This is a genomic window from Paenibacillus sp. NPDC057934, assembly GCF_042887565.1.
Taxonomy (GTDB): Bacteria; Bacillota; Bacilli; order Paenibacillales; family Paenibacillaceae; genus Paenibacillus_AQ.
In genome coordinates this window covers 31,213-53,933 of sequence record NZ_JBHVPB010000002.1, presented here as the reverse complement: position 1 = coordinate 53,933, position 22,721 = coordinate 31,213, and the positions used below count along the sequence as shown (strand labels likewise).

Annotated in this window: 26 protein-coding genes and 1 other annotated feature (1 of these 27 running past the window's edge); of the genes, 2 read left to right on the top strand and 24 right to left on the bottom strand. The window is 48.2% G+C overall.

Annotated features, from left to right (window positions below; translation table 11 throughout):
• Position 1 precedes the first annotated feature (1 nt).
• From ACFVRY_RS04760 to ACFVRY_RS04660, 21 genes are all read right to left on the bottom strand, one after another.
• A complete protein-coding gene (locus ACFVRY_RS04760) occupies positions 2 to 871 on the bottom strand; it encodes a heptaprenyl diphosphate synthase component 1 (protein ID WP_387497867.1) in 870 nt (289 codons plus the stop codon).
• A 114-nt stretch (positions 872 to 985) separates the two neighbouring features.
• Positions 986 to 1,528, bottom strand: a complete 543-nt coding sequence (locus ACFVRY_RS04755) for a hypothetical protein (RefSeq protein WP_387497865.1) — start codon at positions 1,526 to 1,528, stop codon at positions 986 to 988.
• Between the two features lie 141 nt (positions 1,529 to 1,669).
• On the bottom strand, positions 1,670 to 1,918 hold the full coding sequence (mtrB, locus tag ACFVRY_RS04750; protein WP_066363294.1) for a trp RNA-binding attenuation protein MtrB: 249 nt from the start codon (positions 1,916 to 1,918) through the stop codon (positions 1,670 to 1,672).
• Between the two features lie 114 nt (positions 1,919 to 2,032).
• Positions 2,033 to 2,305 (bottom strand): HU family DNA-binding protein, encoded by a 273-nt coding sequence (locus tag ACFVRY_RS04745; protein ID WP_066363296.1) that lies wholly within the window; start codon positions 2,303 to 2,305, stop codon positions 2,033 to 2,035.
• A gap of 298 nt (positions 2,306 to 2,603) precedes the next feature.
• Entirely contained in the window at positions 2,604 to 4,082 is a 1,479-nt protein-coding gene (spoIVA, locus tag ACFVRY_RS04740) for a stage IV sporulation protein A (RefSeq protein ID WP_066363298.1), read from the bottom strand.
• Between the two features lie 421 nt (positions 4,083 to 4,503).
• Positions 4,504 to 5,262: a hypothetical protein gene (locus tag ACFVRY_RS04735; protein WP_387497862.1), complete on the bottom strand. Its 759-nt coding sequence runs from the start codon at positions 5,260 to 5,262 to the stop codon at positions 4,504 to 4,506.
• Positions 5,263 to 5,302: 40 nt separating this feature from the next.
• Positions 5,303 to 5,671, bottom strand: a complete 369-nt coding sequence (locus tag ACFVRY_RS04730) for a 2Fe-2S iron-sulfur cluster-binding protein (protein ID WP_387497860.1) — start codon at positions 5,669 to 5,671, stop codon at positions 5,303 to 5,305.
• 16 nt (positions 5,672 to 5,687) lie between these two features.
• The gene (locus ACFVRY_RS04725; protein WP_387497858.1) at positions 5,688 to 6,302 is read right to left on the bottom strand and encodes a nucleotidyltransferase family protein; all 615 of its coding nucleotides are present in this window, start codon (positions 6,300 to 6,302) and stop codon (positions 5,688 to 5,690) included.
• A gap of 85 nt (positions 6,303 to 6,387) precedes the next feature.
• Positions 6,388 to 6,567 (bottom strand): DUF2768 family protein, encoded by a 180-nt coding sequence (locus tag ACFVRY_RS04720; RefSeq protein ID WP_387497856.1) that lies wholly within the window; start codon positions 6,565 to 6,567, stop codon positions 6,388 to 6,390.
• A 138-nt stretch (positions 6,568 to 6,705) separates the two neighbouring features.
• Entirely contained in the window at positions 6,706 to 6,981 is a 276-nt protein-coding gene (locus ACFVRY_RS04715) for a stage VI sporulation protein F (protein ID WP_066363312.1), read from the bottom strand.
• Positions 6,982 to 7,048: 67 nt separating this feature from the next.
• Positions 7,049 to 8,089: an NAD(P)H-dependent glycerol-3-phosphate dehydrogenase gene (locus ACFVRY_RS04710; protein ID WP_387497854.1), complete on the bottom strand. Its 1,041-nt coding sequence runs from the start codon at positions 8,087 to 8,089 to the stop codon at positions 7,049 to 7,051.
• Positions 8,082 to 8,699, bottom strand: a complete 618-nt coding sequence (gene plsY, locus ACFVRY_RS04705; RefSeq protein WP_066363331.1) for a glycerol-3-phosphate 1-O-acyltransferase PlsY — start codon at positions 8,697 to 8,699, stop codon at positions 8,082 to 8,084. The genes ACFVRY_RS04710 and plsY overlap by 8 nt, the downstream gene beginning before the upstream one ends.
• 12 nt (positions 8,700 to 8,711) lie before the next feature.
• Positions 8,712 to 10,034, bottom strand: a complete 1,323-nt coding sequence (gene der / locus ACFVRY_RS04700) for a ribosome biogenesis GTPase Der (protein ID WP_387497852.1) — start codon at positions 10,032 to 10,034, stop codon at positions 8,712 to 8,714.
• 175 nt (positions 10,035 to 10,209) lie between these two features.
• Positions 10,210 to 11,508: a 30S ribosomal protein S1 gene (rpsA, locus tag ACFVRY_RS04695; protein ID WP_083205005.1), complete on the bottom strand. Its 1,299-nt coding sequence runs from the start codon at positions 11,506 to 11,508 to the stop codon at positions 10,210 to 10,212.
• A 107-nt stretch (positions 11,509 to 11,615) separates the two neighbouring features.
• A complete protein-coding gene (locus ACFVRY_RS04690) occupies positions 11,616 to 12,203 on the bottom strand; it encodes a lysophospholipid acyltransferase family protein (protein ID WP_387497850.1) in 588 nt (195 codons plus the stop codon).
• On the bottom strand, positions 12,200 to 12,910 hold the full coding sequence (gene cmk / locus ACFVRY_RS04685) for a (d)CMP kinase (RefSeq protein ID WP_387497848.1): 711 nt from the start codon (positions 12,908 to 12,910) through the stop codon (positions 12,200 to 12,202). Before cmk ends, ACFVRY_RS04690 begins: the two co-directional genes overlap by 4 nt.
• A gap of 203 nt (positions 12,911 to 13,113) precedes the next feature.
• On the bottom strand, positions 13,114 to 13,767 hold the full coding sequence (locus ACFVRY_RS04680) for a flagellar brake protein (RefSeq protein ID WP_387498787.1): 654 nt from the start codon (positions 13,765 to 13,767) through the stop codon (positions 13,114 to 13,116).
• A gap of 163 nt (positions 13,768 to 13,930) precedes the next feature.
• Positions 13,931 to 15,289 carry a germination protein YpeB gene (gene ypeB / locus ACFVRY_RS04675; protein WP_387497846.1) on the bottom strand — a complete coding sequence of 453 codons (1,359 nt, stop codon included), beginning with the start codon at positions 15,287 to 15,289 and terminating at the stop codon, positions 13,931 to 13,933.
• A gap of 385 nt (positions 15,290 to 15,674) precedes the next feature.
• On the bottom strand, positions 15,675 to 16,370 hold the full coding sequence (prsW, locus tag ACFVRY_RS04670) for a glutamic-type intramembrane protease PrsW (protein ID WP_387497844.1): 696 nt from the start codon (positions 16,368 to 16,370) through the stop codon (positions 15,675 to 15,677).
• Between the two features lie 132 nt (positions 16,371 to 16,502).
• Positions 16,503 to 17,117: a genetic competence negative regulator gene (locus tag ACFVRY_RS04665; protein WP_387497842.1), complete on the bottom strand. Its 615-nt coding sequence runs from the start codon at positions 17,115 to 17,117 to the stop codon at positions 16,503 to 16,505.
• A 229-nt stretch (positions 17,118 to 17,346) separates the two neighbouring features.
• On the bottom strand, positions 17,347 to 17,721 hold the full coding sequence (locus ACFVRY_RS04660; RefSeq protein ID WP_387497840.1) for a hypothetical protein: 375 nt from the start codon (positions 17,719 to 17,721) through the stop codon (positions 17,347 to 17,349).
• 94 nt (positions 17,722 to 17,815) lie between these two features.
• Between ACFVRY_RS04660 and ACFVRY_RS04655 the strand changes: the two genes are divergently transcribed.
• Entirely contained in the window at positions 17,816 to 18,724 is a 909-nt protein-coding gene (locus tag ACFVRY_RS04655; RefSeq protein WP_387497838.1) for a polysaccharide deacetylase family protein, read from the top strand.
• Between the two features lie 882 nt (positions 18,725 to 19,606).
• On the opposite strand, the gene ACFVRY_RS04650 is transcribed toward ACFVRY_RS04655, so the two are convergent.
• The 3 genes from ACFVRY_RS04650 to ACFVRY_RS04640 form a co-directional block, all read right to left on the bottom strand.
• The gene (locus tag ACFVRY_RS04650) at positions 19,607 to 20,377 is read right to left on the bottom strand and encodes a metallophosphoesterase (protein WP_387498785.1); all 771 of its coding nucleotides are present in this window, start codon (positions 20,375 to 20,377) and stop codon (positions 19,607 to 19,609) included.
• Between the two features lie 62 nt (positions 20,378 to 20,439).
• Complete coding sequence (locus ACFVRY_RS04645) at positions 20,440 to 20,808, bottom strand: hypothetical protein (protein WP_387497836.1); 369 nt, start codon at positions 20,806 to 20,808, stop codon at positions 20,440 to 20,442.
• Positions 20,805 to 21,404 (bottom strand): CPBP family intramembrane glutamic endopeptidase, encoded by a 600-nt coding sequence (locus ACFVRY_RS04640; RefSeq protein WP_387497834.1) that lies wholly within the window; start codon positions 21,402 to 21,404, stop codon positions 20,805 to 20,807. Before ACFVRY_RS04640 ends, ACFVRY_RS04645 begins: the two co-directional genes overlap by 4 nt.
• A 112-nt stretch (positions 21,405 to 21,516) precedes the next feature.
• On the opposite strand from ACFVRY_RS04640, the gene ACFVRY_RS04635 reads away from it, so the two are divergent.
• A complete protein-coding gene (locus tag ACFVRY_RS04635; protein ID WP_387497832.1) occupies positions 21,517 to 22,422 on the top strand; it encodes a hypothetical protein in 906 nt (301 codons plus the stop codon).
• Between the two features lie 119 nt (positions 22,423 to 22,541).
• Positions 22,542 to 22,721: a binding site (T-box leader), on the top strand (it continues 45 nt past the right edge of the window).

Below are 22,721 nucleotides of genomic sequence, written 5' to 3'. Positions count from 1 at the left end.
ATTACCCCTCCACGGCTGCTTGTCCCGGAATTTCTATCTGCAGCAGGAAGACATCAAGCAAGGCATTTAGTTCAGTAAGAAGCCCCTCATCCTTTACTCCCTGCAGCAGTCCCTGTATGGACTGAATACATTGATGCAGCTTGTCCGTCAGCAGGGAATCACACTTATACTTCATCATAAGCTTCTTCCAATCCTTCAGCTCGATTTCATTTCCGCGCAACAACCGCTGCTCCTCTTCAGATGCGGTCTCCAGCATCTTCCAGTAGCTGTAGCTGCCTAGCGCCTGAGAGAGAGCATTGCTGCGTCGCAGTTCTGTAGCCAGAGCCTCACACAGGCTGATTTCTGCAAGCAGCTTCTCCCACAATCCGACGAGTGCGGTCTCGATCTTAGGTGTAAAAGAAAGAAACAGCACCCTATTGAGCTGTACCTTGTACCGCAAATATTCATCAGCAGAAAGCAGCATGCCCTTCATCTTTCTGTAGAGCTGGGCTTTCGTGATATTGAAGTCGGCAATGGCGGTACTCAGTGTCCCCACGAGTGCGACCTCACCGCGTTTTGACAGCAAATGGTAGAACCAGCTGCTGAAATAATCGCCAGCCAGTACTTTCAACTGACGGGAGCGCATGAGATCACCACCGGGATCATTCTCCGAGCGATCAATTCCCTCATGGGTATCAAGACCAAGCTGCGCCAGCGCGGTTACCAGCGTGTACAGTTCACTGCTCTGCCCTTCAGCAGAGGAGCCCTGGTTCAGAAAAATATATAACAAATGACTCCGGCCATCCGAAAACGGCGGCAATTCCGTGTGCCGCTGAATCATGTCGTAGTCAGTGTAGGGTTTAGCCAGTTGCGGTATGCGGTACGGTTTCATTTCAGCCTCCGAAGCCATTGACGTTATTACTATATCTTTGCTCACAATCTTGTCTATTATATCACATGTTTTTTTGTGACGCACGATAAGGCGTCCTAGTTTCTTTTACCCAGGTCAGGGAGAAATGAACTGGTTTTTCCACAGGTTGCTTTCGCTAATCCTGAGACTGCTTTTGAGATGCTCCGAGAGGGGACGATTCCCCGTGTTCAGAAGCTCCTTTTGCAGTTCTCCCGACCATTCCCGCCGGCGAATGTCTCCGGCTAGCAGTAATCTGCGGGTCCGGGTCCACTTGTCTTCGGCAACAACGCGCAGCAGCAGCTGATTCACGTTAGACGTATCCTGAATAGCAAAAGCAACCGACTGGGCCATATTGCGGTACAGTTCCTCTGGCTCGTGATCATTACCTGTTACCAACAAATCCAGGGATAGCACCCCGTTCTCCCAGCCAACACTGCCAATGGTTAGCGTTAGGGGGAGCGCTCCTATGGCATCCACAAGATTAGTGTCATCCAGCACTACATTGTTGTCTTCACTGAAGGTCTCAACCGCTCCACGATCCTGCTGAAGGGATAATTCCAGATCTGCCAGCTGCGGTAGCAGTATAGCCGAGCCAGCAGTCAGCAGTAGCAAGGTACCAATCAACCATGTCTTATTCATAGGCACGCCCCCCCTTATCCATCGTTTCCGCCTCATTGTCTCTTTATACGAAAAGACATACTGAATCAATTTCATATATGGATTTATGAAATCTATTCCTACTTACTTATATTTCGAAAAAAAGCAGGCTATGCCTGCTTTTCAGCTCTCGCTCTCCAATTGTCCGTGTTTACTCCATATTTCGGCTTTTCCGCGGATTTTCATCGCTGAGGTATGATCGGTAAACTGGGCGATCAGCACCTCGCCTTTATCCAGCTTTTCTGTATGGTGAAACCGTGTGTCCAGACCGCGTGTCAATCCGATCACCTGTACTCCGTTTTCCTTAGCCTTGATCACGATGTAGTCGCTTCCTGAGGGAAGCGGGTTCCCGCCACTCTTGTTCTCCGTCATCTCTGATCCTCCTCTGAACCTATTGGTCTGCGCTAATACTGCTTCCAAAAACAAATGCCGCCTTGGAGGGCGGCATCGTGTTTGTCGAAAAATCGGGTCGATATGTAGAAATCTTTATTTGATTCCGTCTTTAAGTGCCTTACCCGGTTTGAACGCTGGGACCTTGCTAGAAGGAATTTCGATTTCTTCACCAGTTTGCGGGTTACGGCCTTTACGTGCAGAACGCTCGCGCACTTCAAAGTTTCCGAATCCAACCAGTTGAACTTTGTCACCGTTTTGCAGAGCTTCCGCGATGGCTTCAAAAACAGCATCTACCGCTTTAGTAGCATCTTTCTTGGGAAGTTCAGTTGCTTCAGTAACAACATTGATCAAATCAGATTTATTCATATCTTTTCACCTCCCTGGGCAAATTTCCGGTATCATTCACTCTTTCCGTTTCAACGCAAAATATACGTGATAATCCCGTTTATTAAAGTACAATGGCGCCCTTAGACCCTAAAAGCGCAACAAACTTATAGTAATACAGCCCATCCATAATTTCAAGGCGTTACTTAAAAAAGGAGCAGAAAGTATCAGCTAGAATGGGGATGTTGCATGATTTTCAGGCCCTGTGCTGACATAAAAGTAGCTGTTACCAGCAAAAAAAGAGCAGGAAAATCCCTGCTCTTTCAGCATGTCTATTCAGTTAAAGAATGATAGCGATCAATCCGCCAGAGCCTTCGTTGATGATTCGACCCAGCGTTTCCTGGAGCTTGTAACGGGCATTGTCCGGCATCATGGCAATCTTGCCCTGAATACCCTCACGAACAATGGAATGCAGTGACCGTCCGAAGATATCAGACTCCCATATCTTGATCGGATCGTTCTCGAAATCCTGCATCAAATAGCGGACCAGCTCTTCACTCTGCTTCTCCGTCCCGATAATCGGCGAGAATTCCGACTCAACATCAACGCGGATCATATGAATGGATGGTGCTGTCGCTTTCAGCCGGACCCCGAAGCGTGAGCCCTGCCGAATCAATTCTGGCTCATCCAGCGCCATTTCAGCCAGTGATGGTGCGGCTATACCATAACCTGTGGTCTTGACCATCTCCAGCGCCTCGGAGAAGCGATCATACTCGCGCTTGGCGTGCGAGAACTCCTGCATAAGCTGGAGCAGATGATCCTTGCCGCGAATTTCGACCCCGACCACTTCCACCAGAACCTGATCGTACAGCTCTTCCGGAGCGAACAGGTCGATCTCGGCTACCCCCTGCCCCATGTTCATCCCGCTGAGGCCGGCTCTTTCAATAAAATCATATTCCGTGAACTGGGATACCAGCCGATCGACATCACGCAAGCGACGAATGTCTTTGACCGTATCGCGAACTGAATTCTCATAGCTGCTCCGTAGCCAATGGTTCTCACCAAGGACCATTACCCAGCTCGGCAAATTCACATTCACTTCATGCACAGGGAATTCGTAGAGTACTTCACGCAGGACGCCAGTCACATCATCTTCCGACATGTTAGCTGCACTAAGGGTCATGACCGGAATATCGTATTTGATTGCTAGTTCGCTGCGAAGCTGCTGCGCTTCCTCGCTGCGAGGGCGGGTAGAGTTGATGACAAGCACAAACGGCTTGCCTACTTCCTTCAGTTCGGCAATGACGCGTTCTTCCGAATCCACATATGAAATGCGAGGAATTTCGGCAATGGTGCCGTCGGTAGTGACGACTACGCCCAGTGTGGAATGCTCTTGAATAACTTTACGGGTGCCAATCTCCGCCGCTTCCTGGAACGGAATCGGTTCTTCGAACCACGGCGTCGAGATCATCCGCGGACCATTCTCGTCCTCATAGCCTTTGGCCCCGTCAACTGCATAGCCGACACAATCGACCAGCCTTACGTTTACCTCCAGCCCTTCCGCGACCTTGATTTGCACCGCGTTGTTGGGGACGAATTTCGGTTCTGTTGTCATAATCGTTTTGCCGGCTGCACTTTGTGGAAGCTCATCAATAGCTCTTACCCGATCGCTTTCACTCGTGATGTTGGGCAAGACAATCGTTTCCATGAAGCGCTTAATAAATGTTGATTTACCCGTGCGGACCGCGCCGACGACGCCAAGATAAATATCTCCGCCGGTTCGCTCGGCAATGTCCTTGAAAATATCGACTTTTTCCAAAAGAGATCCCCTCCTCATATACTTCCGAAGAAAAAATGCTTGCAGAGCATCGACTTCGCGTTCCGCCGGTATTCATGACCCTAAAGCAGGACACTAACCGGACCTTCGTATGCCCGCTCGTAGCTTAGCCGCTTGGCGATGCGGAACGTACGGTCCCGCGCTAAACTCCGAATGCTCGGACATGCATTTGGACTAGTATCATCATATGTATCCGGTACGGATTTATGACCTGCTTTCGCGCAATTCGTATAAAAATCATAAAAGGAGGAGCCTGCGCTTAGGTTGTCGGCCGGTCAAACGCCCGGAAGCTTTCTCATCAATCATATGAAGAGGGAAACCCTGATAGAACCGTATAAGTAAGGTCATAAAAGAAACGGCTACCCAACAAGGGCAGCCATAATTCATAGAACAGTTTAATTTGTTATAAACTCAACTTGGGGGGCTGTGGAACGGGTTGACCATTGATCCACTGGTAAGGAAGAGATTTCACCGGAACATAATAAGAGGCCTGCTCCAATTCAAGTCGCAAATCCTGCCCCGCCTTATGTTCTCCACCGTTCTTGTCGATGGCGTTCATAATATCGAATACATAATCAACGTACACTATGCCTTCACGATCCATAATAAATTCAAGAGGCTGGCCGGAGTATACGCTGTTCAGGGTAATGGAGGCCGAGCCCGCCTTCTTGGCATCGATAGTATGCAAGCCAGGATATAGCTCCTCTGCTACCGGCAGTTTGCCCCCATGGGAAGACTTATAGCGGTTCACTTGGCGCTGGACATCATTAACCTTCTGTACGGTCACTAGGTCCATGACTTTTACCTTAGGATCAGTTTCTTCATCCAGGAGTAGAAAATAAGCACTGCCACCCTTCTCAAAAGCGGTGGTTGGGATGTCGTCCAGATAACCCTTTTTGTTCAGCTTGTCCAGATCAATTCTGAACTTCTCATATCTTGGGGTCGTCTCATCAGCATTCAGGATCGGGAGTAATCCCTCTTCCTGCTGGTAATCGTCAACTGCAGACTGTATTCGCTTCACACTTTCACGGTAACTCCCCCCTGACTGTCCTTCCTTTTCCCCTGGATACATACAGCCGGAAAGAGGAAAAGACAGCAGTAGCAACAGTCCCATGAGGCGTCCAGCCGCTCTGAGCCGCTTCCTTTGCAAGATGTATTTCAAGAAGATACTCCCCCTTCTCTATGAATGTATCTGCTCACTATTACCATAGCTCGTCTTCTTCCCCTCGCCGGGCGGCTTCCAGCTTCCGCCGGACCGCAGCTTTAAACGGGTCCTCCGGCACATTGACCGTCACGTCGCCCCATACGGCGGCCTGACAAGCCAAGCGCTGCCCCTGCTCGATGGCGCTTCCGAGCTTCCGCCGCTCCGCCTCTGAAGGCGGTCTTACGCCTTCTGCCTGCTCGGGATCTACGGTAACCTTGCACATCAGGCAGCCGGCTTTGCCGCCGCAACGTGTTGCGATCGTTACACCAGCCTTGCGGGCAGCTTCCAAGAGGGTTACTCCCTGGTTTACAACAACCTGACGACCTTCCGGTTGAAACACTACTGTCCTTCCTTTTTGCGATATCATGCTGTCCTTCCTTTCCTTACGCTTTCGCCTTCGAAATATCCAGTTGCCCTTCCAGAATAGACATGTGGGACGGTCCCCATTGATGATGTTGGATGAGTTCTTGCAAGGGAGGAAAATGGCGCGACATATCCATTTTCATTACAGAGGAGATAGCTTTATAACGATCAACGCGACCCCTAAGAATATTAAAAACCAATTCGTGCGCCAGTGGCATCAGCCTCATCATTCCGATCTCTGGAAACACTTGCAAAGGGGTATGGGGCAGTAAGCGGAATGTCTCGACAGAATAACGGGAAAGCCCTCTGTACATCCGAAAACCACACACAAGCTCCACACTCATCTCCCCGATCCGGTAATGACTGAGCAAGGAATAACAGCCATTGCTACGATCTTCCTCGGGATTATCCACGGCATATGCGCTCATGGCCTCATGAAGCTGCTCAGCGGCTCCCATGTCGGCATATAGGTCAATGTCCTGCGGCATTCTCCCCAGCGCGACTCCATGCAACAGCAGCCCACAGCTCCCGCCCAGCATCCAAATCGGAGGGTTGTCCTCCCATGTGAAATCCAGCAAATCGGCTACGCTACGTAGCGCAGCCAGCAGCTCCAGAGACATCTCCGTATCGGGCATATCATCACATCCAATCCCTACAAAATCGTGATACGATTCCTTCAGAACTTGTCTATGAAGTTAGTTCATGTTGTTATGTAATGGCTTACATAATTGAAGCTGCCCCGCCTAAAATACCGATCACCATTGTCAGAAAAGCAATGAACGACAGAATGGCCCGAACTACGCCCTTAGTCTTACTGCGGGCAAAGGTAATCAGGAATACAGACAATCCCATCACTAGAATCGCAATCAGGGACAACCACATTTTTGTCATTGGATCCATGGCTGAGCTCCTCCCATTCGGCTGCAATATATAGAGATTATTATATCATGAATGATATCCAATTCTGCAAAAAAAAGAGCAAAAGAACTGGAATACTGCTGATTCCAGATTCTTTTGCTCTTTTGCCAAGCCATTAAGCTATTTTTTCAAGATCAGTTTCATTAAAGACTCCATCGAGCCTGAAGAGGCCCCACCTTTTTTGACAGCGTTGACTATCTCCTGCACCGTTGACTCGCTGACCGGTACTTTAGCCATTGATGACACCTGCTTGATCAATTGGCGGAGCTGGGCTTCATTCTGCGTGGTTCCCGGTTTGACAGTACCGGCAAGTTTTTTGATGGCGCCTTCGGTGATGTTTTTCCCCGTCTTCTTGTTAATGGCGTTCAAAGCGTCCTTGGAAAAATTTTTGCTCACTTCTCATCCCTCCTCCGTCAATCCCCAATAACAACATATGAGGAAATCCGGCAAAAGGTGAACCTAATCAGGAGTGCCATTGCTCCCAAGTTTCCTGCGAAATAGCTTCCATCTCCGTCTTGCGATCGCGGCCCATCAGCGCTTCCACAGCCCTACGCGGACTTCTTTCCTTGAACAGAACATGATAGATCTGATCAGTAATCGGCATCTGCACACCAAGTTTCAGTGAAATGGCATAGGCTGCTTCCGTCGTGCGAATTCCTTCCACTACCATGCCCATTGAATCCAACACCTCAGCCAGAGGCTTACCCTGACCCAGCAGTGATCCTGCACGCCAATTGCGGCTGTGTTGGCTGGTGGCCGTAACCACAAGGTCCCCAACTCCAGCCAGACCAGCAAACGTAAGCGGATTCGCTCCCAGTTCCACCCCGACCCGGGAGATCTCTGCCAAGCCACGGGTCAACAGCGCGGCTTTAGCATTATCGCCAAAGCCCAGACCATCGGAAAGACCTGCGCCGAGCGCAATAATATTCTTAAGGGCTCCGGCCAACTCTACCCCTACCAGATCTCTGTTCGTATATACCCGGAAATCATTGTTGATGAACAGTTCCTGCGCAGCGACCGCACGTTTGTCGTCATTGGAGGCAACAACAACCGTTGTCGGACAGCGTCGCACCACCTCTTCGGCATGACTTGGCCCGGAGAGCACCACCACCTGTCCTTCAGGACAGCCGAGCTCTTCGGATATTACGGTAGACATACGCTTCATCGTCTCGGATTCGAAGCCTTTGGTGGCGTGCACGCAGATCATGTCTTCCTTCCAGAAAGGCTTCAGACTGCGCGCAACCTGCCGCATGCCCGAAGAAGGTGCTACAATAACCACAGCACTTGAGCCGGTTACTGCATTCTCTAAATCCGTTGTCGCAATAATGTTAGCTGGCAAAGTGATACCCGGCAAATAATGATGATTGGTATGGGATGAATTAATTTCAGCAGCCTGATCAGGGTTGCGCGTCCACAGATAAACCTCCCGGTGGTTAGCTGCCAGTACACTCGCCAGCGCCGTCCCCCAGCTTCCCGCGACCAGCACAGAAACTTTATCAGACAACGCGGTTTCCTCCTTTAACCTTGGAGCCAATCTTGTTCTCACGGCCCCCGGCGATCTTCACAATGTTGGTCCGATGACGCCAATAAGCAAAGATAGCAATAACAATGCTCGTCCAAAGAATCGGCGGTGTATAATCAGTCAACAGCAAAAAGAGTGGTGTTAACGCGACAAAAATAAGCGAACCTAGAGATACATAGCGGGTAATGACAATAGCCAGAATGGCGATGATCCCGGCTGACAGCGCAGGCCAGAACGCAAACGTAACCATCACACCGATCGTAGTAGCAATGCCTTTGCCGCCGCGAAAGTGAAAATACACTGGCCAATTATGTCCAACAATGGCAGCAATTCCGCAGAGTGCCGCAGCCCAGGTTCCCCAGCCAAAAAGCCAGGTGCCTAGCCATACTGCGGCAATCCCTTTCAGTACATCCAGAACCAGCACCAATATCGCAGGGCCTTTGCCAAGAACCCGTAAGGTATTGGTTGCACCTGCATTGCCGCTGCCGTACTGACGGATATCAATGCCTTTCAGCAGCTTGGCAAGCAGTACACTAAAGCTGACGGAGCCTAGCAAATAGCTGACAACGATAACCAGAATTTCAAGCGCCACGCTTCTTCTCCCCTAACCTTCGTCTGATTTGCGCCGTGTAAAGAGTCTGATCGGCGTTCCTTCGAAATTAAACGCTGCACGGATTTTATTCTCAAGATAACGCTCATAGGAGAAGTGCATCAGCGACGGATCATTAACAAACACGACAATCGTCGGAGGCTTCACCGCAACTTGAGTTGCATAGTTAATACGCAGACGGCGTCCTTTGTCTGTTGGCGGCGGATTAATGGCAACAGCATCAGAGATTACATCGTTAATCAGATGCGTCGTAATCCGAAGCGCATGCTGCTGTGCCGCGTGTTGAACCACAGGTAGCAGTTTCTGCAGGCGCTGCTTGGTCAGTGCGGACAAGAAGACTACAGGCGCATAACTCATGAACAGGAAATGATCACGGATCTTGTTCTCAAAGTTCTGCATCGTCTTGTCATCTTTCTCAACAGCATCCCATTTATTCACAACAAATATAGATGCTTTACCCGCATCATGAGCATAACCGGCAATATGCTTGTCCTGGTCAATAATGCCCTCTTCGCCGTTAATGACGACGAGTACAACATCCGCACGTTCAATTGCACGCATCGCGCGCATCACGCTGTATTTCTCGGTATTCTCATATACCTTACCACGCTTACGCATACCAGCAGTATCAATCAGCACGTAACGCTGACCGTCCCGTTCAAATGGCGTATCGATCGCATCCCGCGTAGTCCCAGCAATATTGCTGACAATAACGCGTTCTTCTCCCAAGATGGCATTGACCAACGAGGATTTGCCGACATTCGGACGGCCGATCAGGGCCACACGGATAACATCCTCATCATATTCCTCTTCCGTTGGCTCTGGGAGGCGTTCCGTAACCGCATCCAGTAAGTCTCCAAGTCCAGTACCATGGCTTCCCGAAATACCAATTGGATCGCCAAATCCGAGGCTGTAGAATTCATAAATATCTTCCGTACGCTTCATGTTATCCACTTTATTGATGGCCAGCACCACCGGCTTGCCGGAGCGGAACAGAATTTGTGCAACTTCCTCATCGGAATTCGTTAATCCGCTTTTGGCCTCGCACATAAAGACGATGACATCGGCTTCCTCAATCGCCAGCTCCGCCTGAACGCGGATCGATTTCAGAATTGCGTCTTCACCGTCAATTTCAATACCACCAGTATCAATTACACTGAACGAAACACCATTCCAGTCCGAAATACCATAGATCCGGTCACGTGTAATCCCCGGTTTATCTTCTACAATGGCCAATCTGTCGCCGATCAACCTATTAAAAATCGTCGATTTCCCGACGTTAGGCCTCCCAACGATCGCCACTACGGGTCTTGCCATATTCATTCCTCCTGTCTTCCTTACGTTACTCATCATAGCAAAAAACTATAAAATTGGCTAACCGTGAAAACACAATCGGCGAACCCCCGTATTGAGGGTTCGCCGATTACTTTACCCGGTTAGATTCCCCATCCCTGAAAAGACGGGTGTGTCCGTTTCTTTCTAGGTTAAGGGATTAGTTGCCCTTGAATTTGTCCAGCTTGTCGCCGAAACGCTCAGCAAGTGTGAAGCTAAGGCCTTCGTTGCTCAGGGAAACGTTAGGATTGTTGAGCACTTCTTTAGGAGCTCTGTCTCTGCTGTTGCTGCGTTCGGGTCTAGCAGTAGGAGCAGGAGCTTCTTCAGTTTCTTTAATGCTCAGGCTAACGCGTTTTTCGGACGGGTTGAAATCAAGTACCTTCACTTGAACTTCTTGTCCTTCTTTCAGCACTTCATGCGGAGTGCCGATATGTTTGTGGGAAATTTGCGAGATGTGAACAAGACCTTCAACACCTGGAAGCAATTCCACGAATGCGCCGAAGTTTACTAGACGTTTAACTTCGCCTGTAACAACATCGCCGATATTGATTTTGCCTGCTGCGGAATCCCAAGGACCTGGAGCAGCTGCTTTGATACTAAGGCTGATTTTTCCTTTTTCAGGATCAACCTTAAGTACTTTAACGGTTACTTTATCGCCTTCGGATACCACGTCAGATGGTTTATCAACATGGTTCCAAGCAATTTCGGATACGTGTACGAGACCGTCTACTCCGCCCACATCAACAAATGCGCCGAATTGAGTCAGACGTTGTACAGTACCTTCGAGTACTTGGCCTTCAGTAAGCTCAGCCATGATTTTTTGCTTGTTAGCTTCGAATTCTTCTTCAAGAACTTCTTTAGCCGACAGGATTACCTTGCTGTTCTCACGGTCAAGTTCTTTGACTTTCACACGCAGGGTACGTCCTTTGTAATCGCTGAAATCTTCAACGAAGTGACGTTCAACCATGGAAGCCGGAATAAATCCGCGCGCGCCAACATCCGCTACTAGACCGCCCTTAACTACGTCGGCCACGGTAACTTCGATAACTTCTTGGGAAGCAAAGTACTTCTCAAGATCTTCCCATGATTTTTCGCTGTCGATTGCACGTTTGGAGAGCACTAGGCTTTCCTTGTTGTCGTTGATGCTGACAACTTTGCACTCTACTTCCTGTCCAACTTCGACAGCTGCAGCTGCATTGTCAAGTTGTACAGAAGAAAGTTCGCGAATTGGAATCACACCGTCGTATTTATATCCAATGCTTACATAAGCTTGGTTATCTTCAATTTTGACGATTGTTCCTTTCACGGTATCGCCTTTTTTCAAAGAAATGATTTCCAGATCTTCTTGGTTAGTCACTTCTTCGTTGTTTCCAGCAGCTTCCACAGCTTCTGTTGTTTCTACGGTTTCGTTGTTCTCAACGTTCTCCGCAGCTTCCTGATTTCTAATTTCCTCAGACATGTGATTACCCTCCTCGATTCAAAACCCCATTTATTTAAACCCGCGTAGAGCAGAGTTCAAAACAATCATTACCTTAAAATCTTACCACTCGGACATATGCCCGAAACCTAGCTTGCACTCGGCTTGCCAGTCTCCATCATCTCATGAATCCGCGACATAATAACATCGGTAACGGCATCCAGAGAATCACTTCCTGCTCCCTCGAAGGAACTGAGGTCAATGGGAGCTCCATAGACAACAGTCATCCGGCGAAAAGGCTTGTACCCGCCGATAATGGCGGCCGGAATAACAGCTGCTCCACTACGGAGCGCAAAGCTTGCTGCACCTTTCTTCGCAGCTCCGGCATCGGAGTTGCGGGTACCTTCAGGGAAAATACCCATTACATTACCACTACGAAGTGTAGTAAGGGCCGTCTTAATGGATTCTTTGCTTACGCCGCCACGCTTGACAGGAAAAGCGCCTAACTGTCTGATGAGCCAGCCCAGAACAGGAACCTCGAAAAGCTCTGCCTTAGCCATATACTTCACCTTACGCTTCAATTTAATGCCAATCGTCATGGGATCAAGCAGGCTGATGTGGTTCGCGCAGAGCAGTACCCCGCCTTCCTTAGGCACATTGTCTCTCCCTATAATTCTTAATGGAAAGACAACAGCATAGATCATACGGAGTATTCCAACGCAAATGTTATAAATCATGAATGATTTCTCTCCCCGTCAACATAAGATCTGCAGTGTGATACGATGGCCTCTACAACCTGAGTGATATCCATTAACGTCGTATCCAGAAGAACTGCATCTTCCGCACGTCGCAGCGGTGAAATTTTCCGTCCTTCATCCAGACGGTCACGCTGAGCGATATCATGTTCAAGCTGCTGCAGAGTCACCTCTTCCGTATCCCTGAGCTCCTTGTAACGGCGAAGCGCGCGCTCCTCCACACTGGCCGTCATGAAAATCTTCACTTCGGCATCCGGCAGCACGGTCGTACCGATATCGCGGCCGTCCATCACAACCCCCTTGCGTAACGCCATCTGGCGCTGCAGGTGGCTGAGCCTGGATCTTACACCCTCGATCTTGGAATACTGCGACACAAGGCCGCTGACCTGAAGACTGCGGATATGTGGGGTAACGTCTTCCCCATTGATCAACACCTTCTGCCTGTCTTTCTCCGGAATTAGTTCCATCTCCATGCCGTTGACGGCTCGGTTGACTTCACTCTCATCTTCCGGCGCAATGCCTTCACGGATCATATACCAAGTTATCGCCCGGTACATCGCCCCTGTGTCGACATAAATGTAAGAAAGATTCTGGGCAACCAATCGGGCAACAGTGCTCTTGCCTGCCCCGGCAGGTCCGTCGATAGCGACGTTAATTCTGTCGTTAATATGTGTACCCTGCCTATCCAACGGGGCATTCCTCCTCAAACACGCTTTCATAAGAAAAGCATCTAACGATGACATTTCAAATCAGCATTGACTTCATACCGGCAAGGTAGAACCCGCCCATATTATCAAGAAAAAAGCAGGCATTGCCTGCGACTTATGAAATTATACCACAGTTTGTACGTCAGTGCAAAACCGCACAGGTCATACCACACGAGAAAAAAGCCCTATCTGTTGCGGAAATCAAACTGACGCTCAAAGCAGTAACGGATTATTTTCTGGCGTTCGGTATCCGAAATCGCGGCAAACTTCAGCATCGCCAGACTACGCCCGTTCTCCAGCGTTTTGATCCGTACCACCTCGCCCTCAAAATTCACATGTTCCGAACTACCATTGCGGTAAGGAACTAACAACCAGCAAGAAAGTTTGTCCTCTACATCTAGCTTTACCTTGGCATCGGTCAGAAAAGAAGTTCCTCCTCCGCCGACATCCTCCGTTCGCACGAGAAATCGACTGCCATTGCTGCTCTTTACAGCTAATTCCAATTCTGCGCTTACACGTAAAAAACTCCGCCGCTGGATCTTGAAAATAGATTCTGTCGCAGGCTTGCGCACCCGAACCATCCGGATTACATCTTCCTTAAAACCTACAACGTGGGTGTAAAAGTAATTCTTAATGCCGCCCTCTGTCATAAAATAGACTGAAAGCTCGTCCCCAACCGTCAATTTCTTGAGCCGCCCGCTGCCCTCTTGCATCGGGATTTCAATCAAAAAAGCTTCATCTTCCGTCTCTGCGATTCTCGATCTATATTCAACTTCAGCTTCAACAGCATCACTGGAAGCGACTTGAATGTATAGATTATCGTTGATTTTGGGATACAAAGGTGTCACCGCCACATGAATTAGTAAGATATTCTAATTCTGATTATAGCATGGCCTTTCGCACCCCGGGTGAGAAATATATTCGTGATAGCAAGAAAAAAAGGGCGGCAGCCCTATAGGGTGCGCCCTGCTTGATCGGTTTTCTTTTCCGGAAGAGCATCCGTTATTTTTTCTGAGCCCCTGAGGAGGTTCTGATCTGTTCAACCGATTCTTCGGTACCATCCTCTGCATTCAGATAGATACGGTACTTGGAGCCGTTAATCGCTCCGCCGAACTCATAAGTCAGCACTTCTGTGGAATCATCATTCTTAATCCAGGCTAAGCGGTTATAGCTTTCCTTAAAATCTTTATTCAGCAATTTCCTTGCTTCGGCCAGAGAAAGCTTTGGCTTTGGAATTTCCCGTTTATCTTTATGTTGATTCACATAATCACTGGCTTCAAACCCGGTCGCTTCCCCGGTGTCAAGCCCGACACGAACGGTTATTTTCTCCGGATAAATCAGGACATCACCCTGCTTGGTAACATATGTCAGGTTCCCCATGTTGTCATACTGATCAGCACTGACTGCTGTCATATGAGGAAAGCCCTTTTTGTTCAGGAACTGCTCTGCTTTAATTACCGCCTCTTTCATCGAGACCTTAGCTGGACCTACCTCACGGTTATTGTGGTAAGAGATCAACAGGCCGCCATTTTTGGTGAAATCCATACTGATTAGCTGTTTTTGGCTTGAGCCGGTAACCGTGGCTGTATAAGACTCCCACTCCGTGCCCTTCCCATTCTCTCGAACATCCACCTTGGCGTTAGGCCCGGCATCAGCGAATTTGATCGCCTTACTTCGGATCTGCTCAGCGGTTACGGGAGCGCCACCCAGTTTCTTGACAGAACGCTTCTCATAAATGCTTGCTACGGAAGGGCCCCAATCCAGCTCCGGGTATTCCGCAACCCGCTTGTCCACAGTCTTGAACCCGTCGATAATCGTGTTGTCCTCCGACTTGTTCTCCGTCGCCAGCGCCGTCTCCACATCCATCCAGCGCAAGCGGTTGCTAATGACCTTGTTCTGTACGTCCTGCAAGTTCTTCGAGATTTCACCCGAGTTGGTGTAGAGTGTCTTCAAGTTCTGAAGCTCACCATCAGTAAGGGGTTTTTTGGTGAAATCCCGCACTGCGGCTTTATAAGAGAAGTTAGAAATTTTGGAGAGAAACTCCTCCGTCTTGCTGAAGGGCAATAAGGTCAGCGGCAATTGGTTGATTTCATTCTGCGCCTCGCTAGTCAGCCGCCATACGTTGACAAGACCCTTACGGTGCGTCCCGCTGGATGCAGAGTTAACCGCAAGCGTATTTCCAAGCTCACCATGCAGTCGTTCCACATGATATGAAAGATCGTGAAAGGCACGCTGGTACTGGTTCTCCGCTTTTAGCAAAATTGAGTTCTTCTCCTGATTCTCCTGGTATCCCCACACAAGCGCTCCAAGCAACAGCAGCGCGGTCAAGGGGAACATTACAGCACTTAATCTTTTGTACATATGGCTGCAAGACTCCTTTCGATAGCTAATTGCCGTTAGTTTGACAATAACCGAGAAGTCTTATGCATAAAAAGAACCAGCTTTACCGTTTACACAAAAAAATCCCCGCATAATGTGGGGACCCCAGCGCAGCAAAGAAAGTTCTATCATAACAATCTCCTGCCATTTAAATTCGCTCTTCAATATGAAAGCCACTGCTGTTGCTGCACAAGCATTGCCTGAAGCCAGTCTGGATAACACCCTGCTCCTTAACGCCTCTTAAAATATAAGTTTCGCCGCAGTTTTTGCAAACGATTCGTACCTTTACTCGCAAAAAAAGACACCTCGCTACTCTATGGAATTCCTTGCTGAGGAACTGCTTTTAGAGTAAGTGTGTCCAATTTCGCTACATATTAACCTCTTCTTCTCGCTTCAGAACCCGGAATGGGGATCGGTTGTTAGCCCGGGCAACCTTGCCCATGCCCCCATACCACAGAAAGGCCATTAGAGGAACGATAAACCATATCCAGTAGTTAGCTGTTGTGTTCAAAATAAAATCGTAAATCCCATGCCAAATCCACGGTAGAACCAGTGAAATGACCAGAATCCACCGCGTTCTGACCCCTTTCGAGAACCTGGCCCTGCCCATGTGATACCCCATAATTACACCGAACATGGCATGTCCAGAGACAGGAAGCAGGGCCCGCAGAAACATGGAGCCGATGGAGGCATGGCTGTACCAGGCGTACATTACATTTTCTATTGTTGCAAAGCCTAGCGAAATCGCTACGGCATATAGTATTCCATCATATGGCTCGTCAAATTCGGTATGGTTGTAAATCATATGGTACAGCACAAACCACTTCAGACACTCTTCCACGCCGGCCGATATGAGGAAAGATTCCACATACGGACCGTCGCCCCAGCCCAGCATAAGTCCTCTTTGAATAATCATTACCGGAAAAACGATCAGAAAACCAAGGAGAAATACTTTAATCACCATGTGTAGTGGTTCCTGATCATACTTGTCTTTCAGATAGAAAAAAGTTAGCAGAGCAAGTCCTGGCGCCACTGCCGACGAAATAATCGATAAGATAAGCACCGAACAACCTCCCTGCATGTTAAGAACCGGGCATATGCCCAGTTCCACTAATCCAATTTTCAACTAAAGAGCTGTTTGTTCCTTAAAGCAAAACAGGGCTGACAAGCAAGCTTCAGCCCTGTCTCTCTCTGATTATTCCTGCCGCTTAAAGTGCGTGCAGAGCACTTCCACTGCGTTCTCAGCCATAACAGTCTTACCGTATTCAGCCAGTACGGCGTCCGTAACGGATGACGAGTCAGCAAATTCAGCCAGTACGGCCACTAGACCCGATAACACAGATTCTTCGTATTCCTTCGGATCGAAGTAGAGATACCATTTATCATTATAAGAATACAGTTTTCCCCCGGAAGTAATATTGCCGATGAGTACATGGGCCGCTTCAACCAGAACCTCAAAATCGCGGAATGCATATACAATGGAGTCGCTTTGTTCAAGAGTAACTTCCATTTCGTAAATCTCTTCGGGCAATTCATCCTCCCCGGACGCACCGTACTGATGGTGATCATATTTTCCCCGGGTCACAATAACGACCATGCCTTGTGCGGGCAAAGCGAACACTTCCACGGCTAGTGGACCTGTAGCGTCAAAGCCAAGTTCGCTGTACGCCTGATCCATCATCTCCGTAAACAGATCGTGCACTTTGGGAACTTCCTGCCACATATCTTCCTTCTGGATGCCCCGCTCGCTCAGGTCGTCAAAAGTGAGGAAAATCCGTATCTTATCTTGACCTAATCTCTCTATTCTCATGACAGGATCCTCCTTTTGCAAGCTCAATTTATTATAATGTATGATGAGTCCCGAGTAATGAGCCAAAAATGGTTACTATGTATGTATGTTATCATTTTGTCGCCATAAATGCACGTAAATAAATATTAAATCCGCACCCCATTTACAAGCGGTATTCCTTTCTGAATAAAAAAGAATCATTTTGCGGATATGTGCATCCTCAAAATGATTCTGCAGGCGTCTTTTGTGGTTACAAACCCGGTATGGCTGAGTGCGTATCTTTCAAAATCTTCTCGACTTCATGCTTCACATCAGGGTTGCTGCTGATAAATTCTTTCAGCATTTTCAGATTGGATTCCTTTGACTGGACCGGGGATTCAGACTTTTTATGCTCGCCCTTGCCCGATTTGCTATCCTGCTCATGGCCTTGATCTCCCGATGCCGAGGTATTTCCAAATCCAGTCATAGCCATGCCGAATAATTTTTCCTTGGCTCGATCACCGGCGCCGTGCCCGTTCGCACCTGATTGTACTAGCGAAGACATGAGCGCGCTGCGTTTTTTCGAGATGATCATACTGGCTGCGGCACCCAGCAAAACTCCGCATAAAAATGACGAAGTATTCATATCCTCAACCTCCTTGTATGGTAAAATCATGTCTAGTGTTCGCGGAAAGATTCCCGCTCATACAGTCTAATAACAGGAAAGCGAGTTGAAAAAAGTGGGTAAAGCAACAATAGCGCTGCTGCTCTCCGCCTTTCTGCTGGCATCATGCAGCAGTAATGGGGGCTCTTCTGAGGCAGTAAAAAACACAGGGAATTCACCTACAGCAGCTCCGTCACAGGAAGCATCAGTAGTGCCAGCAGGAACAAATAATTCTGCAACCAACAGTGGGAAACCTGAAGAAAATTTGGATAGTCCTTCCCCACAGGCAAACCAAGACGCGGAGGGCAGTACCAGCGGCAATGAACAGACGGCGGAGATTCCGCTCCTGTACCATATGAACAAAAATTATGATATCGTCCCAAATAAAGAAGGCACACCCAAGAAAGTAGTTCTCCTCACCTTCGATGACGGACCCAAGGAAGCCAAAATGATCAATTCGATTATAGATACCTTGGACAAGCACCATGCCAAGGCCATTTTCTTCGTGAACGGCTACCGGGTTAAAGAGCATCCCGAGTTGTTGAAGCTTATTTACGAACGGGGAGGCATTCTCGGCAATCACAGCTGGGATCATATCGAACTAAAAGATAAGCCTTATGACACCGTAAAGAAGCAGCTTGAAGATGTTCAGACAGCCGTCAAAGAGATTACAGGCGAGACACCGCATTTCTTCCGGCCTCCCTATGGGGCAGGCGGCGATGTTGGCAAAAAGGTTGCTGCGGAGAATGGCATGCTCTACATGACCTGGTCCGTAGGTTCCCTGGACTGGGAGATGAAGGAGAAAAACAGCAACAAGACAGAGAAATTGATTGGAAACGTAACGAGTCAGCTTCACTCCGGAAGCAACATTCTGATGCATGAGCTACCATGGACAACCGAAGCGCTGGATACGCTGCTAACGACTCTGGAGGAAAAAGGCTATAGCTTCGTGGACCCTCGCAGCATTGAACTGAAGATGCGCTGAGAAGGGAAGACTGATAGAACACTTGCTGATGTTATGAAAATTAAGGCGCTGTGTCAAAAGTGAGCTCCCCCCTTTCAGGTAGAAAGTTCAAAAATAGACAGTTCAAAATCAACGTCCTATGGAGCAGCGTTGATTCTAAACGAAGAAGCTCCCCTATTGGTAGACAGAGATAATCATAAACTCTGCTACGACTAGGGGGGCTTTTTCATGTTAATTCAAATAGTGGATACGGTATAGCAGGCTCCAACTCGAAAGCAGGATCTTAAGGTCAGAAATTGTAAATGAAGGTCAGTAACTATAAGTAAATTGGGGCCTTGAACCGCCGTCGTGCGCATCTCGTGCAGAATGGCGGACTGGTCAGAGGCCGGTGCAAGTCCTTACACCCTACCTTTGGAGTTTGGCTCTGAGCTAGGCTCTGGGCTGAGGTTGGATCTGAGATTGGACTTCGATTTAACAGGAAAAAGTACCGTTATTTTCCCGCTTTCCTTAGGTTTTGTTCGAATTAACGGGAAATTATCCAGTTAATTCCCCCTGTTATAAGAAAATAGAGAGGAGCCCTAAAGATTAACGGGAGTTTTTCCCGTTATTTTTGAAAACACTCCTTTTTTCGAATCAATAACGGGAGTATTTCCAGTTGTTCAAGCACCGCATGACATCCACTTTGACTTTATCAGATCGGCACCCCTCAATACTAAGTGGGTTTGGGTTTTGACTTACGATTGCCCCTCCTTGGCAAGAAGGCGGGGGTCAATTACAAAAAGAACATGGCGGGGTTCAGGAATCCTCCTGAGCACCGCCATGTTCTTTTTGTGCATTTTTTTTAAGTAGATGGACTTCTCATCGAGGAATTCACTTGTTTTGGGACAGTCCTTTTTCTAAGGGCTACACAGGATTCTTGCAGCGTAACGTGAGTACATGCATTTCGGCAGGACTGCCCCACCGGATCGGCAAATGCGCCGTTCCGAAGCCACGGCTGATCAACACCTTGGCTGCTGCACCTGAACCATCATTGCGGGGCCACGGATACATCCCTGCCTTGTAATGATCATAAAAGCTTTCCACACGTTTGCTGCCGATAAGTGGCAGAACCACTTGGCCTCCATGGGTATGTCCCGAAAGCACCAATTCACCTGGAACTGTACGCCTTTGTGATAACCACATCGGATCATGAACCAGAAAGATTCTACAGACGTCAGCATCCGAACCAGACAATGCCGGTAGTGGGGCATACGCTGTCTTCCCGCCCCGCTTAGGGAAGTCTATTCCAGTCAGCCAGACTGCCGCTCCCTTACGTTCAATAAGAACATTCTCATCGAGGAGGAGCCTTGCACCGCTGCTTCGAATAATCTCATCTACACGGTCTATGTCTGCCTTATAGTCATGATTTCCATGAACTGCATAGGTCGGCGCCATGGATACCATCAGTTCCATATTGTCAGTCAGACGGTCCAGCGGACTATTCTTCTCGGTCAGATCGCCTCCTACGAAAACAACATCCACTTTGCCTTTTAGTGTCGTCAGCATATCGGAAGGAAGCCTCCTCCGATGAATATCCGTTATGAACAGAATCCGATAGCCATCAAAAGATGAGGGGAGCGTCTCCAAAAATATTTCCTCGGCAATAATTCGATTTTTAAACGCATTGATCACCATCAGCAGCACAAATGAGCCTCCTGCAAAGAGCAAAAGAAATCCAATAGTCAATATGGATGAAATCACCATAAATCACCCAATGGTGGGGCCCCTTTAATTCCCCACGTCAAAAGAAAACCTAGCAGCAAAACGAATAGAAAAATCAAGGAATTGACAAACATTTTACTGAGGCGGACACGATCGGAGGAATACGTTTCGGAACGGGACGGGGTTGACTCTTCACCTGCATTCCCTTTTTCGGGAGGCGTAACCACGGTCGACCGACGACGGCCTTTGCGAGAAAGCGTGGCCGGCGGCTTGATCGCGGTTGGACGAACCGGCTCATCTATAGTAGGATGGTCGTTTACCTGGGTCGACGGTTTGACTTCAGTAGAAGCCTGTTTCCGACTTTTCTTCTGCCGGGATTGAACCCGGCTTAATTGTTCGCTCATGACTCCCTCCTGTAGCGGATGACCAAACCGGAGAAGAGGTCGATCACGAAATGACATACAATAGGCGCCCAGAGACTTCCTGTGTGTATATAAATATAACCTAATCCATAACTACTTAAGAACACCCAGCCCGTAGGAATCCAGTGCCGCAGATAACGAACATGAATCAGAGCGAACAGAATACTGGTCCAATATGGACCAAATGCATGTTGAATCGCTCCCCGGAACAACACTTCCTCGCATACCGCTACAATTGCCGCGATCAGCACAATATGCCAGATGGGCCGGGCGCGAAATAGCATGTCATTGATGCCCCCATCATCCATCGTTTCCTCAGGCACAATATATGTCAACAAAAAGTCAACAATTAGCATTAATCCAGCTAAACCAAGGCCCCAATACAGAAAGTGTGCGTTTTCGGGCAGGTTTATGACTTGAAGCGGATTTCTTTTCTGTAATAAAATCCAGATCAAACCGATAAATAACGTAAGCCCTTGTGTAATGTAGAGATTAAGCAAAAGAAGACGGTCTGTAAGCTGCTGCGGTTCTACCCTTTTTACTTTGATATCACCAATTTTAAATTTTTTTCTCATCATAACCTGCCTGTTCTATAATGATTTTTCCGGGCAGCTCCCAAAGTAGAGTCCGTCCTTAGCAATTACTGCAAAATACATAATGATTATTTTCCCAGAAAAAGGAGCACTTATTATGAAAAATCTAACCTCCCGAAACCAAATGCTGTACACCCTTGGATTTCTGTTCTTCCTGATTTCTGCATTCGCCGCTTTTTTTACGGGAGTGAAGGTTGGCGCAGATAAAACTGAAGCAAAATACGAACACCTCCAGAAAGCCAAGAGCCCCGAGGAATCTTCTGGATCATACCAGCAGCAAGATCTTGTTACCTTCTATCATAACGTATTTTTGCCTTATCGGGAATTCAAGCGAAGTTGGAACATCGAAGTCGACAAGCTCGCTCGAAGTACGGATGCCCGTGAAAACGCCGCCACGCTCAAGAACCTGAGTATCCTTGCCGACAAACAGCATAAAAAGGTTAACCAGGACTCTTTTTTCACCAATTCGCCGCTGCTTCAGCAATCTCAACTGAATATCCTTAAAAGTCTGACCCTTTTCTCTCAGGCTTCCGGTAAGGTATCCGCCAGTGCAGGGGGAACGGAAACTGCCAAGCTGCTAAAAAGTGATCCTTTTACAGTTAGCGCAGTGAAATTCGGCCTGCAGTCACAAAAACAATTCTATGATTCCATGCTGAAGTGGGGAGCCAGAGCCAACAGTAAAATCCCCGCCTCCACCAAGGAGATCAAAACACTGAGCTTTATCCAATGGAAGAAGATGCCATTACTGCTCAAGAATGCGACAATCGCAGATATGCTGCTAAACCGGGGGATATTTGCGGGGTATGATCCCCAGGACATCACAGCAAAAGTGGACGATATGATTTACTCCGGCACCGCAAGCTCGCTCAAGCTCGCAGACGTTCAGTCGTCTCTGACGCTGCTGATTTCTACAGGTGCTGTTCAGGAACAGGATTTCATTAAGTGGCGGGATCAATATTATCCTAAGGAAACGATTCCCCAGCTCCCGTTCTTTTATGAATAAGACCAGTTACTGCATCATAACGAAAAACGAGGCTCACTTCAAGCAGACCGAAGACTCATCCTGCAAAAGCCTATTGACACATTTGGCATGACCATGTTACATTATGAAAAATTAATCAAGCAAAAGCGATGATGGAACAAAGACGATGCTAGTCTACAGAGAGCCGGTGGTTGGTGTAAACCGGTGACGAACAGAACTCTTTAGCGCTCCTGAGATATTGTATCGAAGTTAAGTAGATGCAATCGGATCACTCCGTTACCAGTGTGGCCTATGCAGGCCATTGAGGCTGCTTCTGACAA